At 64.5% G+C, this 14,505-nt stretch carries 13 protein-coding genes; 3 read left to right on the plus strand and 10 right to left on the minus strand.

Annotation, left to right across the window (positions count from 1 at the left end):
- Window positions 1-74: 74 nt before the first annotated feature.
- From LDO41_RS14710 to LDO41_RS14720, 3 genes are read right to left on the minus strand one after another with little or no spacing between them, the layout of a single operon-like run.
- Window positions 75-1,610, minus strand: a complete 1,536-nt coding sequence (locus tag LDO41_RS14710) for an efflux transporter outer membrane subunit (protein ID WP_223989352.1) — start codon at window positions 1,608-1,610, stop codon at window positions 75-77.
- A complete protein-coding gene (locus tag LDO41_RS14715; protein WP_223989354.1) occupies window positions 1,607-2,698 on the minus strand; it encodes an HlyD family secretion protein in 1,092 nt (363 codons plus the stop codon). The genes LDO41_RS14710 and LDO41_RS14715 overlap by 4 nt, the downstream gene beginning before the upstream one ends.
- An 11-nt stretch (window positions 2,699-2,709) precedes the next feature.
- Window positions 2,710-4,299, minus strand: coding sequence for an MFS transporter (locus LDO41_RS14720; RefSeq protein WP_290370888.1), 1,590 nt, complete (start codon window positions 4,297-4,299; stop codon window positions 2,710-2,712).
- A 320-nt stretch (window positions 4,300-4,619) separates the two neighbouring features.
- Between LDO41_RS14720 and ilvB the strand changes: the two genes are divergently transcribed.
- Complete coding sequence (ilvB, locus tag LDO41_RS14725) at window positions 4,620-6,419, plus strand: biosynthetic-type acetolactate synthase large subunit (RefSeq protein WP_223989634.1); 1,800 nt, start codon at window positions 4,620-4,622, stop codon at window positions 6,417-6,419.
- Here the strand turns inward: ilvB and LDO41_RS14730 are convergent.
- On the minus strand, window positions 6,388-7,605 hold the full coding sequence (locus tag LDO41_RS14730) for a YbfB/YjiJ family MFS transporter (protein ID WP_223989356.1): 1,218 nt from the start codon (window positions 7,603-7,605) through the stop codon (window positions 6,388-6,390). The genes ilvB and LDO41_RS14730 overlap by 32 nt on opposite strands.
- The gene (pcp, locus tag LDO41_RS14735) at window positions 7,605-8,252 is read right to left on the minus strand and encodes a pyroglutamyl-peptidase I (RefSeq protein ID WP_223989358.1); all 648 of its coding nucleotides are present in this window, start codon (window positions 8,250-8,252) and stop codon (window positions 7,605-7,607) included. The genes LDO41_RS14730 and pcp overlap by 1 nt, the downstream gene beginning before the upstream one ends.
- Before the next feature lie 94 nt (window positions 8,253-8,346).
- Here pcp and LDO41_RS14740 point away from each other — a divergent pair, with 94 nt between their 5' ends.
- Window positions 8,347-9,288, plus strand: a complete 942-nt coding sequence (locus tag LDO41_RS14740; RefSeq protein ID WP_223989360.1) for a LysR family transcriptional regulator — start codon at window positions 8,347-8,349, stop codon at window positions 9,286-9,288.
- A 16-nt stretch (window positions 9,289-9,304) separates the two neighbouring features.
- Here LDO41_RS14740 and LDO41_RS14745 read toward each other — a convergent pair whose 3' ends face one another.
- The 4 genes from LDO41_RS14745 to LDO41_RS14760 form a co-directional block, all read right to left on the minus strand.
- On the minus strand, window positions 9,305-9,847 hold the full coding sequence (locus tag LDO41_RS14745; RefSeq protein ID WP_223989362.1) for a cytochrome P460 family protein: 543 nt from the start codon (window positions 9,845-9,847) through the stop codon (window positions 9,305-9,307).
- A 164-nt stretch (window positions 9,848-10,011) separates the two neighbouring features.
- Window positions 10,012-11,004 (minus strand): tripartite tricarboxylate transporter substrate binding protein, encoded by a 993-nt coding sequence (locus LDO41_RS14750; protein WP_223989364.1) that lies wholly within the window; start codon window positions 11,002-11,004, stop codon window positions 10,012-10,014.
- Window positions 11,005-11,040: 36 nt separating this feature from the next.
- Entirely contained in the window at window positions 11,041-11,319 is a 279-nt protein-coding gene (gene catC / locus LDO41_RS14755) for a muconolactone Delta-isomerase (protein ID WP_223989366.1), read from the minus strand.
- Between the two features lie 33 nt (window positions 11,320-11,352).
- A complete protein-coding gene (locus LDO41_RS14760; protein ID WP_223989369.1) occupies window positions 11,353-12,474 on the minus strand; it encodes a muconate/chloromuconate family cycloisomerase in 1,122 nt (373 codons plus the stop codon).
- A gap of 121 nt (window positions 12,475-12,595) precedes the next feature.
- Between LDO41_RS14760 and LDO41_RS14765 the strand changes: the two genes are divergently transcribed.
- Window positions 12,596-13,474 (plus strand): LysR family transcriptional regulator, encoded by an 879-nt coding sequence (locus LDO41_RS14765; RefSeq protein ID WP_223989371.1) that lies wholly within the window; start codon window positions 12,596-12,598, stop codon window positions 13,472-13,474.
- Window position 13,475: 1 nt separating this feature from the next.
- On the opposite strand, the gene LDO41_RS14770 is transcribed toward LDO41_RS14765, so the two are convergent.
- Window positions 13,476-14,393, minus strand: a complete 918-nt coding sequence (locus tag LDO41_RS14770) for a LysR family transcriptional regulator (protein ID WP_223989374.1) — start codon at window positions 14,391-14,393, stop codon at window positions 13,476-13,478.
- Between the last annotated feature and the right edge of the window lie 112 nt (window positions 14,394-14,505).

Here is a 14,505-nt window from a genome sequence, read left to right on the forward strand (position 1 = left end):
TATCAATCACGGCACTTCTTGCCATCCGACAACAACCATCGCTGTTTTGGGCCACCGTGGCCCAAAACGCGTACTTAGTCCTCGAGCTTCGCGTACACCGTCTCCCACCCACCGCCCAGCGCCTTGCACAGGCCGATCAGATTGGCCGCCGTCGCCGCGCGGCTCTGCTCGAGACTGCTCTGCGCCTGCAACAGTTGCTTCTGGACATTGAGCACCTCGAGAAAGTCGACCGCACCGGCCTTGTAGCGCTGCTGCGCCACCGTCAGCGCTTTCTGGTTGAAGCTGACCACTGCGGCAAGCCGGTCGCGGCGGCGTTGTTCGGCGTCGTACACGACCAGGGCGTCATCGACCTCGCTCCATGCCCTGAGCACCGTCTGCCTGTAGACGATTGCCGCCTCCTGCTGTTGCGCTTCGCGCAGACGCAGCGTGCCCGTCAGGCGTCCGCCTTCGAAGATCGGCAGCGTGATCGACGGCCCGACCACAAACTGCCGCGAGGCCCAGTCGGCCAGACTCGACAACTGAAGGCTCTGGAAGCCCGCACTGCCGTTCAGCTGGATGCGCGGATAGAAGTCGGCCTTGGCCATGCCGATCGAGGCAGTGGCCGCATGCAACTGTGCTTCCGCGCGGCGGATATCGGGCCGCCGTTGCAGCAACTCGGACGAGAAGCCGATCGGCAGTTTGGCGGGCAGCGACGGCAGTTCGCCCTCGGCCAGCGTCTCGCGCAACGCGCCGGGCTCCTGCGCCAGCAGCAGGCCGATCGCATTGATCTCGGCATCGGCGCGCGCTTCCAGCGTGGGGATCAGGCTTTCGATCGTCGCCACCTGTGCCGAAGCATTGGCCACGTCGAGGTCCGTAATCACGCCCTCGCGCTGGCGCACCTGCGTGAGGGTCTCGCTATCGCGCGCGATCTTGAGGTTTTGCTTCGCAATGTCCAGCAACGACTGGGTATCGCGCAAGTCCACATAGTCCTTGGCGAGTTCCGCGCGTACGGACAGGAGGACGGCATTGCGATCCTCGTAGGACGCTGCCGTCAGCGCCGACGCGGCTTCCACAGTACGACGTACCCGCCCCCAGATATCAAGTTCCCATGAGGCATCGAAGCCAAACTGCCACAGGTCATAGGGCGGCGAGCTCTTCTCGCCCGGTAGCGGCGCCACCGCGAACGGCGAATCGCCCGATGCGGACTGCGACTGGGTGCCGACCGGAGGATTGCCCAGCAGCGACAGGATGCCGTTGGGGCTGCCACGCTCGCGATAGTACGATCCGGCCGCGTCGACCTTGGGAAACTGCGCGGCGCCTGCGATCTTCAGTGCGGCGCGGCTCTGCACGAGGCGTGCCGACGCCGCGGCAAGATCAAGGTTCGACTCGACCAGACGCGCCTCCAGCGCGTTCAGGACCGGATCGTTGAACAGTGTCCACCACTCGGCCTTGAACTCGGCCTCCACCGCCCGGCTCGGTGCCTGGGCCGCTTCGGTGCGCTTGAACACCTCTGGCGTGGACGACTCGGGCCGCTGGAAGTCGGGCCCGACGGCGCAGCCTGCCAGCGCGCACAACGTCAACGCCGCCAACCACGCCCCCAAGGGACGCGAGGCAAGGTTTGCCGTGCTCATTTTCCACCTCCCGCCAGTTTCTGATTGCCGCTGTGGGAGCCGAGGTCCACCGTCGCATCCACGGACAGGCCCACGCTCAGCTCCAGCGTGGCCTTCTGGCCGCGATCGATCGTGATCTTCACCGGCACACGTTGAACGATCTTGGTGAAATTGCCCGTGGCGTTATCCGGCGCGATCGGTGCGAAGCTCACGCCGGTGGCCGGCGCAAGGCTATCGACGTGACCATGGATCTCGGTACCCGGAAAGCTGTCCACCTTGATGCTCACCTTGTCGCCGGGAGACATGTTCGCGATCTGGTTTTCCTGGAAGTTCGCCACAACGTATGCGTCCGAGATCGGCACGATGGCCGCCAGCGGCGTGCCCGCCGTGACATACGCACCGACGCGCACCGAGCGGCGACCGATCTTGCCGGCGATCGGCGCGCGGATTTCGGTGTACGACAGATTGAGCTTGGCCTGCTCCTGCACGGCCTCCGCGCGCGCCAGCGCACCGGCGGCCTTGTCGCGCTGGGTGCGCAGCACGGGCAGGTTCTGCTCCGTGGTGCTCAGCACGGCGCGATTCTGCGCCTGCTGCGCGAGCAACTCCGCCAGCGCGCTGCTCGAGCGTTGCTGCTCCTGCGTGGTGCCAGCACCCGCTTCCGACAGATTGCGGTAACGCGCGGCATTGGCACGTGCGAATTCGATCGATGCGTCATCGGCGCGCAGGCGCGCACGGGCCTGCTCGATCAACGACGGCTGGCGCGCGATCTCCGCTTCGTAGTTCGCCACGGAGGCCTGCGCCGCCACCACGTCGGCCTGCGCGCTTTGCAGCGCCGCCTTGAAGTCGCGGTCGTCGATGCGTACCAGCAGATCGCCGGGCTTGACCCACTGGTTGTCCTCGATATGCACCTCGAGAATCTGCCCGGGCACGCGTGGCGCCACGAGCGTAAAGTCGGCCACGACATACGCATCGTTGGTGGATTCGGTACCGGGCTTGCCCAGCAGCTTCACGCAGGCCCACACGAGAATGCCAAGGATGACGAGCGCCGCAACGATACGAACAACCTTGAGAGGAGCGATGTTGAGAGGGGGGCGAGTAGCGGTTGACATGAAAACGTCCCTTAATTTTTGGAAGATGGCGGCGTCGTGCACCAGGGCGGATAGATGCGCACGGGCAGCAGCGATACGAGAATCAGCAACGCAACGGCAATGCAGGCCATGACGCGATACAGATCAGCGGAGGTCAGCACCAGGGCTTGCTCGTGAACACGATGGGCAAGCTGGGCCAGCGCGGCGGGCGTGTCGTAGCGATCCCCGACGGCCACACCTTGATTGCCGAGCTGATCCACCAGCATGTGCGAGTGGAAGTGCTCGCGCGCGGTGCCGAGGCCTTCGAGCAGGCTGGTCGCCGCCACACCCGCGAAGCCCTTGAGCGAATTGAACATGGCCGAAGCGAACGGCCCTTCAGTCGGCGGCAGTCCCGTGGTCACGCCCATCAGGATCGCCACGATGACCATTGGTTGCGCCAGGATCTGCAGCGCCTGCAACGTATAGAAGTTGTCGCGAATCCATTCGGAGGTCATGAAGCTGCCCAGCAGGCACGTGGCGATCATGAGCATGAGCCCGATCGCCATCACCCAGCGATGGTCGGCTTTCTTCAGATTGAGCAGCGCGGCCGTCAATGGCAGCGTGATCAGCAGCGGCCCCGCAACCAGCAGCGACAGCGGCGTGGTCTGCAAAGGACGGTAGCCATGGACCTGCGCAAGAAACTGGCCCGGGATGGCGGCCACGCCCACGAGCAGGATCACCGCGCCCGCGAGCGTGGTCAGGCCGTGCGCGAAGTTGCGGCGCGCCAGTAGTTGCAGTTTGAAGAACGGCACCGGCTGAAACCATTCGTTCAGCAGAAACACCACAAGCAACGCCATGCCGCCGATCAGCATCAGCGAGATAAAGTCCGACTCGAACCAGTCGAGGCGATCGCCCTGCAGCAGGCCGATGACCAGCATCACAAGCGCGGGGGCCCCGGTCAGGAAGCCCATCCAGTTGAACGCCCGTAGCCGTTCGAGGCGCGGCTGATCTTCGGGCAGCCCCCATTGCGTCGCCGCACAGGCCAGCAGCCCAAGCGGGACGATCTGCCAGAACGCCATCTTCCAGCTGACATACTCGGTCCACAGTGCCGCCAGGGGCGTGCCGAGCGCCGGACCGAAGGTCGCGGTCATCGCGTAACCGGCCAGGCCGTACAGCTTCACCTTCGGCGGCAGATAGCGCAGCGCCACGACGATCAACATCGGCGGCAGGCAACCACCGGAGATCCCCTGCAACACGCGCAGCACGTAGAGACTGGTCAGGTTCGGCGCAAAAGGGCACAGCACGCCGAACAACATGGTGGCGATCACCGCGCCGACGGTGAATCGCTTGAGCGTGAACGTGATGCCGAACCACGGCGCGAACGCCATGGTCGCCACGTTGGCGGCCTCGAACAATGCAGTCAGCCACGTGCCATCGTCACGGCCGATCAGGAACGCGCCGCGAATATCGGCCAGCGCGAGTGCGGTCACCTGCTCGTTGAGGATCGCGAGCATCGATGCGAGCAGCACGCCGATCAACCCAGTGGCGAGGCGCAACGTGAATGCGGGCGCCGCGGGTGCAACGGACGCCTGGGGTGGCGCTGGCGTGTCAACGTTGCTGGTGAGTGGAGGGCCCGTGAGCATGAATTTCCCTTGCTACCTTCGAGATCGATTTACGTGAATTGACTTTACGATGCGGGCGATTTTTTCGCGCTTGAACTGAGCGTCCAATCGGGCCAACTTGTTAGGAAAATTAGCCAGACGCAAGTGCAAGACGTAGTGGCCAGAACGAGCATCTTTTTGGCCTGCAAGCGTGCCATCCTGATCCCTGCCCAGACACAAAGCTCGGCATACTCTGCGAGACATTCCGCAGTTTTTGAAGTGAGCCCGCCGTGACCCGCAAACGCAGAAGCCCCATGCAAGCCCCCGCCACCCTCGACGAGACATCGATCGAACACGAAGTGATGTCCGGCGCCGATATCATCCTGCGCGTACTCAGCGAGCAAGGCGTGGATACGGTATTCGGCTACAGCGGCGGCGCGATTCTGCCGACCTACGATGCGGTCTTTCGCTTCAACGAAATGCATCAGGACGATCCCTCGCAGCAGATCAGGCTGGTGGTCCCGGCCAACGAGCAGGCCGCGGGCTTTATGGCCGCCGGCTACGCGCGTGCGAGCGGCAAGGTGGGCGTGTTCATGGTGACGTCGGGCCCTGGCGCGACCAATGCGGTCACGCCGATTGCCGACTGCAACGGCGATTCGGTGCCCGTGGTGCTGATCTGCGGCCAGGTGCCGCGCGCCGCGATCGGCACGGACGCGTTTCAGGAAGCCCCGGTCTTCAACATCATGTCGGCCTGCGCCAAGCAGGTCTTCCTGGTGACGGATCCCGCCAAGCTCGAGCAGACGCTGCGTACCGCATTCGAGGTGGCTCGCACGGGCCGCCCCGGCCCCGTGGTGGTGGATGTGCCGAAAGACATCCAGAACTGGTTCGGCCCGTATATCGGTGCGGGTACGCTGGAGTTTCGCGGTTACTCGGATCGTCTGCGTTCGGTGGCAAAGGGCGCGCACCTCGATGACGACAAGCGCGCCCAGTTCTTCCAGTTGCTGCAGGACAGCAAACGGCCCCTGCTCTACGTCGGCGGCGGCATCGCGAGTGCTGATGCGACCCGCGAGCTGCAGGACTTCGCCGAGCGTTACTGCCTGCCGGTGGTCAGCACACTGATGGGACTGGGCGCGATGCCCGCGAAGCACGAGCTGTATCTCGGCATGCTGGGCATGCACGGGACCGCGTGCGCCAACTACGCAGTGGAGGATTGCGACCTGCTGATCGCGGTGGGCGCGCGTTTCGACGATCGCGTGGCAGGCGGCCGCCCCGATTCATTTGCGCCGAATGCGCGCCGCGTGGCGCACATCGACATCGATGAGGCGGAGATCGACAAGGTCAAGAAAACGCACTGGAGCCACGTGGGCGATGCGAAGCGCGCGTTGCTGTCGCTGATGGAGCACGGTCCGGTTGCTCATCGGCATGCGGCGTGGATCGATGCCGTGGCCGAGCTCAAGCGCACCTATCGCATGAGCTACAACCGCGACAGCATCCATATCCAGCCGCAGCGTGTGGTGGAGCGCTTGAGCGAGATCACCGGCGGGCGCGCGATCATCACCACCGGCGTGGGCCAGCATCAGATGTGGGCCGCGCAGTTTTTCGATGTGAGGGAGCCTCGCACGTTCCTGACCTCGGGCAGCATGGGCACCATGGGCTTCGGCCTGCCCGCCGCGATTGGCGCGCAGTTGGCGCAGCCCGATGCGCTGGTCATCGATATCGACGGCGATGGCAGCATCCGCATGAACCTCGGCGAACTCGAGACCGCCAGCACCTATGACGTCCCCATCAAGGTGCTGCTGCTCAACAATCGTGGCGACGGCATGATCCGGCAATGGCAGCGCCTCTACTTCGAGGGCCGCCTGTGCGTGAGCGACAAATCGCTGCACCGCAAGGACTTCGTGCAGACGGCGCTGGCCGATGGCTTCGAGTTCGCCGAGCGCGTGGAAGCCATCGAGAACCTCGACGATCGCCTGCGCGCGTTCGTCGCGTTTCGTGGCCCCGCGTTCCTCGAGGTGATGGTCGATCAGGACGCGGACGTGTTTCCGATGGTCGGCCCTGGCCAGAGCTACGCGACGATGCTGACCGGGCCGTATATCCCGTCGAGGACGGCAGGCGAGACTTCTGTGGAAGCTACCGGTCAGCAGGCCGCGGACATGTTCTAGGACGCGTCCGCCAACAGATCGCCGCCCCCACCGCTAGTGCCCCGGCGGCAATCGTCAACGACAGGCCGAAGCTGCCGGTGTGTGTGATCGTGGTGGCGGCTAGTGGGGGGCCGGCGATCTGGCCGATGGCGTAGGTGGCTGTCATCAGGCTGATCAGTTGTGGCGAGCGGGGGCCCGCCAGGCGGTGGGCTTCGCGCATCGAGAGGGCGATCAGGGCGGTGAACGGTAGGCCGACCAGCAGGCTGCTCAGGGCGAGTCCGGTCACCGACTGCCAGCTCGCGGCCAGGGCTACGCCGGTGGCCTGCATGATGTACAGCGCCGTCAGCAGGCGCCAGTTATCGCGCTGCGTGCCGACTCGCGTGACCAGCGCGGCGCCGATGGTTACGCCGACGCCGAATAGCGGCCAGAACAGATGTGCCCACAAGCTCTGCGGCAGCGCCTGCCGCGCGATCACGGGCAGGAAGGTTGCGGTGATGATGTAGCCGAAGCCGGCCAGCCCGTAGGCAACGGTCAGCGCCACCGTGCGTGGTGCGCGCCATGACAACGGTGGCGCGCTCGTGCTTTGCGCCGTGGAAGCCGCCACCGCAGGTCGTGGCGTCAGGACTCGCCAGATCGCCGCCACCAGCAATGCACCAATCACCGCGAAGCAGGCCCAGCCCTGCCGCGCGCTCCACTGCATTGCGGCCATCGCGACGGCCGGCGCACCGGTCAGCACGATGCCGATACCGGTGCCGCAGAACATCAGGCCAATCATGTTCGAACGGCCAAGGCCGGCTAGCCGCTGCATGCACCACGTGGTGGCATGAATCATGACCAGCGCGCTTGCGACACCAGCCAGCGCGCGCCAGACCATCCATATTGCGAGGGTTCCGGGCAATGCCATCGCCAGTGTCAGCAGCACCGTCAGCACCAGCGCAAACCGCGCGGCGCGTGCCGAGTCCACGCGCCAGACCAGTCCGAGCAGCGAGCCCACCAGATAGCCGATGTAGTTTGCGGTCGCGAGCGCCCCACCCTGTGCGAGGGTGACCGTGCCATCGTGCAGCATCATCGGCAACAACGGCGTGAACGCAAAGCGGCCGATGCCAAGCGAGACCACGAGGCAAACGAGCCCGGTGATCGCCACGGTCCACGGACTCGTGGCCGAACTCAACTTTTCGGGGTCGTTAGCCGCAGCGACAAGCGACATCAGTGCGTGGCCCCCGCCGCGTACTTCACGTCCTGCGCCGTGGACAGCGACGTCGCCACCATGACCTCGATCGCCGCGATCAACGTCCGTACATCGAGACTGGGCGCGCCCGGATGATGCGCGGCCATCTCCGGTAGATAGGGCACGTGCACAAACCCACCCCGCAATGCCGGCCGCTCGGTCGCGATGTAATGCAGCAGCGCATAGAAGATGGCATTGCAGTTATAGGTGCCCGCCGTCTGCGACACCGACGCAGGAATCCCCGCCGCGCGCAGGGCCCGCACCAGCGCCTTGATCGGCAACGCCGAGAAATACCCTACCGGTCCACCCGCGACCACAGGTTCGTCCACCGGCTGCCGCCCGGCATTGTCGGGAATGCGCGCATCGACGACATTGATCGCCACGCGCTCGATCGAGACATCGCACCGTCCGCCAGCCTGCCCAAGGCACAACACCAACACGGGATCGACCGCTTCGATATGCCCGATCAGCGTCTGCCGCACCTCGCCAATCACGCACGGCAGTTGCCGCGCCACGATCTGCGCGCCACCCACTACGCGACCGTCCATGGCACGCACCGCCTCCCACGAAGGATTCAACGTCTCGCCGTCGAATGGCTCGATCCCGGTAACCAATACGGTGTCCACGACGCACCTGTGCACGAAGTCATCAGAAGCGGATATCGTACGCACTGCATCGGCATTCTTGAAATGGATATTCGTCATCCATTACATTCACCAAATGAATCTATCGCGAGTAGACCTGAACCTCCTCGTCACGTTCGAGGCGCTATATCAAACGCGCAATGTCACGCTGGCCGGCCAGCGGCTCAACCGTGCGCAGCCGTCCGTGAGCAACGCGCTGACGCGCCTGCGCGCGCTGTTCGGTGACGACCTGTTCGTACGCGGCACCGCCGGCATGCAACCCACCGAACTGGCCCATGCGCTGATGCCCGCCATCACACTTGCGCTGGACCATGTGCGTCAGGCCATGGGCCAATCGGTGGCGTTCGACCCGGCCGTCCCCGCAGGTCGGCGCTTCACCATCGCCGCCAGCGACTACGCCGACATCGTGCTGCTGCCGCATCTGATTGCCCGCCTGCGTCTCGCCGCGCCGGATATCGATCTGCGCGTGATGGCGCTCGATCGTGCAACCATCCACGATCAGCTCGATCACGGTGTGGCCGACGTCGCCATCAGCGGCCACCTGAGCACGCCGAAGCGCATGGTCAGGACAACGTTGTATCAGGAGGATTTTGTCTGCATCGCGCACCGCGAGCATCCGCTGCTGAGCGGCACGCGGCGTCGCCGCACGATCGATCTCGCGACGTATCTGCGGTTGCCACACGCGCTATTCGTGCCCAGCGACGATGGCTCGCGCCGTGGCGTAATCGACGGCAAGCTCGAGCGCCTGGGCCAACATCGCCGCGTGGCGGCAACGTTCTCGCATATCGTCGCCCTGCCCCTCGCGGTAGCGAGCAGCGATCTGGTGGCGACGATGGCCCGGCGCGCGGCACAACAGCTGGCACCGGCGGAGGTACAGATCTACGAATTGCCCAAGGCCCTGACGGATACCGCTTTCGATATCGACCTCATCCACACGCGCCGGGCTCAGGCGGATGCCGGTGTCACGTGGTTGCGCGAGCAGATCCTGGCGGCGGTGGCCGCGGTGGTGCAGCCATGACGAACAGAAATAACGCCTACTTCTTCAGCGCCGGATAGCCCTGAATATAGATCCACTCGGTGGCCTTGGCCGGCGTATGACACGCCAGACAGTTCTGCTTGTAATTGGACGTGGGCATCGGCACCCCGCTCTTCGTCGGCAAATTGCGCGACGCCACGGTCGGCTTGCCGTCGTCGAACCAGGCCCAGCCCCAGCCATCGCCCCACGTATCGCCCTGCGGGTAGCGCCCCTTGCTGTCGCGCACCATCACGAACCAGCCACGGAGTTTCTCCGAATGACTGACGGTGCCGGTGGTCATCGGCTCGGTGGCGGCCATGTACACCTCTTTCACCAGCACCGTGCCGTCCGGAAAGCTGCCGCTCTTGCGATAGGCGTCGATCGTGCCCGGCGAGGCATAGACCACATGCAACTCCTCCGAACCGGCGCCCTGATCCTTGGCCACCGCCCAGGTACCCAGATAGTTGTACGTAGTCCGATAGGCATCCGGCACACGGAGGTTGCCCGAGGCATCGACCGCGACGCTGGGTTTTGGCTTGTCGGCTGCGGACAAGCTCGTCACGAACATCGCCGCAGCCAAAGACATCGCACCGCACAAAAGGCGGACAAACGAATGCCTGCTCGCTCTCATGAACCATCCCCCCAGACCGTGGAATGTGGTCTTCGAAGAACCAGCATGGTTCACACCGCGGCCGTCCGCAATACTGCCTTAGTAGAACTCGGACCTCAGTCCCCCCTGATCCCGCGCTCGCGAATCAGCACGCCCCATTTGACGGTTTCCTTTGCCAGATGGTCCCTGAGCTGCGCCGGTGTGCTACCGATCGGCTCCGCGCCAATCGCTGCCAGCCGTTGCTGCACGGCCGGCTTCTTCAGCGCTTCCAGCATGGCGCGATTGAGCGTGTCGACCACAGCCTGCGGCGTCTTCGCCGGCACGAATGTGGCAAACCATGGCGACAACTCATAGCCCGGCACACCCGCTTCCGCCACCGTCGGCACATTGGGCAGCGCGGACGACCGCACGCTGGTGGTCACCGCGATGGCCGTCAGCTTGCCGCTATCGATATGCGGCTTGGCCGACGTGATGCTGTCGAACATGTAGTCCACCTGCCCGCCGAGCAGATCCGTCATCGCCGGGCCCGACCCCTTGTACGGGATATGCAGCAGGTCCACGTGCGCCATCGACGTGAACAGTTCGCCCGCCAGATGGATCGACGTACCGTTGCCCGCCGAGGCATAGCTGTACTTGCCCGGCTTGGCCTTGGCACTGGCGATGACTTCGGCAACCGTCTTGACCGGATTCTTTGCCTTGCTGGTCACCAGCACGTTCGGCACCACCGCCAGCAGCGACACCGGCGCGAAGTCCTTGATCGGGTCATAGGAAAGCTTGCCGTACAACGCCGGATTCACCGCCATGCCGTTGGCCACGATGATCAGCGTGTAACCGTCCGCCGGCGCTCGCGCCACCATCTCCGCGCCAATATTGCCGCCCGCACCGGGACGGTTCTCCACGACGATCGCCTGCCCCAGCGATTTCGACATGTCTTCGCCAAGTGTGCGCGCGATGTTGTCCATCGCCCCGCCCGCGGGAAACGGCACCACCCAGCGAATCGGATGGTCGGGATAGGCGGCATGCGCCGGCGCCGCGGCCGCCATCAGCAGCGCAGCGGCAATGACGGACGGCACCAGCAGGCGCGCCGGGCGTTGCGGCAAGGACTTCATCGCGTTTGTCTCCGTATGTCTTGTATTGTTTGCCGATCAGCGGATCGACGAGGGATGCTTGGCCAGGGGTGTAACGTGCAGCTTCATGTACCGAAACAACGGCAACGCCGACAGCAACGTATGCAGTTCGTCGTTCGACTCCACGTCGAACACGCTGTAGTTGGCGTACTCGCCCACCACGCGATACAGCGCCTGCCACTTGCCCTGGCGCTGCAGATCCTGCGAATAAGCCTTCTCGCGGGCCTTGATCTCTTCAAACGCGTCGGCGGGCAAGTCGTGTGGCACCTGCACATCCATCCTGACGAGGAACAGCATGAGTTATGTCTCCGATAGGAATAAGAAAGCGGATTAAACCTTGCGACGGTAGTGAGCCAGCTTGTCCTCGTCGATGGCGAGGCCCAGCCCCGGCCCCTGCGGCAGATGCAGCGCGAAGTCCTTGAACACCGGACGCTCGGTCACGATGTCGTCCTTCACCAGCAGCGGGCCGAACAACTCGGTGCCCCACGCCAGTTGCGGCAGCGTGCAGAAGCCATGCGCCGCGGCAATGGTACCCACGGCGCCTTCCAGCATCGTGCCGCCATACAGCGCGATGCCGGCCGCATCGCCCACGGCCGCCGTACGCAGCATGCCAAAGATCCCGCCGGACTTGGCGATCTTGAGCGCGAACACATCCGCCGCGCCCAGGCGCGCCAGTTCCATCGCATCCTCGGGTCCGGTCACGGCCTCGTCGGCCATGATCGGCACCACAAAGCGCGCGGCCAACCGTGCCAGCGCCGCGCGATGCTCACGCGGCGTGGGCTGCTCGATCAGATCGATGCCCGCCGCTTCGAGCGCGGCAATGCCTACGGCCGCCTCGGCTTCGTTCCACGCCTGGTTGACGTCGACCGTCACGCGCGCGCGATCGCCCAGCGCGCGCTTGATCGCCGAGACATGCGCCACATCGTCACGCACGCTGCGCCGGCCGATCTTGAGCTTGAAGGTGTTATGGCGGCGTTGTTCGAGCAGACCTTCGGCCTCCTCGATATCGCGGCCCGTGTCGCCGCTGGCCAAGGTCCACAACACTGGCAACGTGTCACGCACCGCGCCGCCGAGCAACGTGGCAAGTGGCACGCCCAGCCGCTTGCCCTGCGCGTCGAGCATGGCCGACTCCAGCGCGGACTTGGCAAAGCGGTTGCCGCGCGCCACCTTGTTCAGCCGTGCCATCGCGCCATGCACGTTGGAGGCGTCCTGCCCCACGAGCGCGGGGGCCAGATAGGTATCGATCGTCAGCTTGATGCTCTCGGGGCTTTCCTCGCCATACGACAGGCCGCCAATCGTGGTGGCCTCGCCCATGCCCTCCACGCCGTCGCTGCAGCGCAGACGCACGATCACCAGCGTCTGCTGCTGCATCGTGGTCATGGCCAGTTGATGGGCCCGGATCGTGGGCAGATCGACCAGGATGGCCTCGATCGCAGAAATTGTTGCCGTCATACCTTCTCCATGCAAGATCACGCGTTGCACCGAGTATGGACCTTGACTTCACAAGCGTCCAAGACCGAAGATGTCTCGATTCATACCCGCTGGGTATGCCTCAGCAACCCTCGATCGCACCATGGAACTCCGCCACCTCCGCTATTTCCAGACCGTCGCCCAGGAACTCAACGTGACGCGCGCGGCGGAAAAGCTCCATATGGCCCAGCCGCCCTTATCGCGCCAGATCCGACAGTTCGAGGAAGAAGTGGGCGTGGCGCTGTTCGATCGCGTCGCGCGGGGATTAAAGCTGACCGAAGCCGGCCGCTTCCTGCTGGAGCAATCGCTGCAACTGACGCAGCGGCTGGAAGAAACGCTGGAAGGCACCCGGCGCATCGGCCGCAACGAGAAACGCTGGTTCGGCATCGGCTTCGTGCCGTCGGTGCTATATGGGGTCTTGCCCGAGCTGATTCGGGAACTGCGTGGTGACGACAGCGAGGTGGAAGTCGGCCTGACCGAGATGATCACGGTCCAGCAGGTAGACGCGCTCAAGTCCGGCCGCATCGATCTCGGTTTCGGGCGCCTGGCGTTCAACGATCCCGCCATCATCCAGCAAGTGGTCATGGCGGAGACACTGGTGGCGGCCATGCCCATCACCACCGCCCCACCGGCCGCGCCCTTCGACGCCGCGGATCTCGCCCGCCAGCCGCTGATTCTCTATCCGGCCAGACCTCGGCCAAGCTATGCCGATCACGTCCTGTCGCTATTCCGCGCGCAAGGGTTGCAACCGCGCGTGGTGCAGGAGGCCAACGAGTTGCAGACCGCGCTGGGACTGGTGGCTGCGGGACTGGGCATTACGCTGGTGCCGTCATCGGTACAACGGCTGCATCGCGACGACGTCCGCTACGTGCCCATCGTGGCGCCCGGCTTCGTGTCGCCGGTGATCATGAGCTACCGCGCGGGTGATACCTCGCCGCAACTCTTGCGGACCATTGCGTGGGTAAAAGCCCAGGGGGCATGAATCACTCCTGCGCCGGTGGCAGGTAATCCATGCCGATTTCCTCGTACAGGCGATAGATCAGGTCGAGCATCGCACGCAGGTCCGCGGACTCGTCAAGCGCGCGCATGCTCATGATGATCGGCGATACCAGCTTGGGATCGTCCAGCTCGAGGTAGGTCACATCGTCGCGCTTCAGACCATAGACACTGCTCGGCACCACGGCGATGCCCTCGCCCATCGCGACCAGTCCCAGTGCAATCTGCAGTTCACGCGTTTCCTGAATGCGGCGCGGCTGCAGCGCCCGATCGTGGAAAGCGGCCAGCACCTGATCGGCAAAGCTCGGGCGCGGCGCCTTCGGAAAAATGATCAGCGTGTCGTCCAGCAGGTCGTGCAGGCTCAACTGCGTGCGGCCCACCGACAACCGATGCCCCTGCGGCAGCGCCACGATCATCCGCTCCTCGCGCAACACCACGCGCCGCACGGCCGGATCGTCATGGCGAATGCGCCCGAAGCCCACATCGATGCGCCCTTCCTTGAGCGCCTTGATCTGATCCATCGTCGACATTTCGTGCAACGCCAGCTCGATATCGGCATGCTCGGTGCGATAGCGGCGAATGATGCGGGGCAGCATGCCATACAACGTGGAGCCGACAAAACCGATCGACATCGCGCGCTCGATCTTGCCGACACGGCGCGTCATGGCCTCGAGCTCGGCGGTCTGCGCCAGCAACTGCATCGCATGCGTGTAGAAGTAGCGGCCCGTGTCGGTCAGTTTCAGCGGACGTGCGTTGCGCTCGAACAGCGGCACGCCGAGCGACTCCTCGAGTTGCTGGATCTGCCGCGATAACGGCGGCTGCGCAATGTGCAGCCTTTCGGCGGCGCGCGTGAAGTTGCGTTCCTCCGCCACCGCCACGAAGTAGCGCAAATGTCTCAGTTCCATCTTCATACCTTCTCGGTATTGTCCAGATACTCATTCAGTCTTGGACGTGCCAGATACCCGTCAACTATGCTCCGCAACAAGTCGGACAGCAAGCTTGCAGCGAGTTTGATAC

It is taken from the genome of Cupriavidus pampae (genome assembly GCF_914271485.1).
GTDB classification, from domain to species: Bacteria; Pseudomonadota; Gammaproteobacteria; order Burkholderiales; family Burkholderiaceae; genus Cupriavidus; species Cupriavidus pampae.

Bases quoted from the DNA above. Each gene is read 5' to 3' on its own strand.
- LDO41_RS14710 (WP_223989352.1), bottom strand. From the start codon at position 1,610: ATGAGCACGGCAAACCTTGCCTCGCGTCCCTTGGGGGCGTGGTTGGCG.
- LDO41_RS14715 (WP_223989354.1), bottom strand. From the start codon at position 2,698: ATGTCAACCGCTACTCGCCCCCCTCTCAACATCGCTCCTCTCAAGGTT.
- LDO41_RS14720 (WP_290370888.1), bottom strand. From the start codon at position 4,299: ATGCTCACGGGCCCTCCACTCACCAGCAACGTTGACACGCCAGCGCCA.
- ilvB (WP_223989634.1), top strand. From the start codon at position 4,620: ATGTCCGGCGCCGATATCATCCTGCGCGTACTCAGCGAGCAAGGCGTG.
- LDO41_RS14730 (WP_223989356.1), bottom strand. From the start codon at position 7,605: ATGTCGCTTGTCGCTGCGGCTAACGACCCCGAAAAGTTGAGTTCGGCC.
- LDO41_RS14740 (WP_223989360.1), top strand. From the start codon at position 8,347: ATGAATCTATCGCGAGTAGACCTGAACCTCCTCGTCACGTTCGAGGCG.
- LDO41_RS14750 (WP_223989364.1), bottom strand. From the start codon at position 11,004: ATGAAGTCCTTGCCGCAACGCCCGGCGCGCCTGCTGGTGCCGTCCGTC.
- catC (WP_223989366.1), bottom strand. From the start codon at position 11,319: ATGCTGTTCCTCGTCAGGATGGATGTGCAGGTGCCACACGACTTGCCC.
- LDO41_RS14760 (WP_223989369.1), bottom strand. From the start codon at position 12,474: ATGACGGCAACAATTTCTGCGATCGAGGCCATCCTGGTCGATCTGCCC.
- LDO41_RS14765 (WP_223989371.1), top strand. From the start codon at position 12,596: ATGGAACTCCGCCACCTCCGCTATTTCCAGACCGTCGCCCAGGAACTC.
- LDO41_RS14770 (WP_223989374.1), bottom strand. From the start codon at position 14,393: ATGGAACTGAGACATTTGCGCTACTTCGTGGCGGTGGCGGAGGAACGC.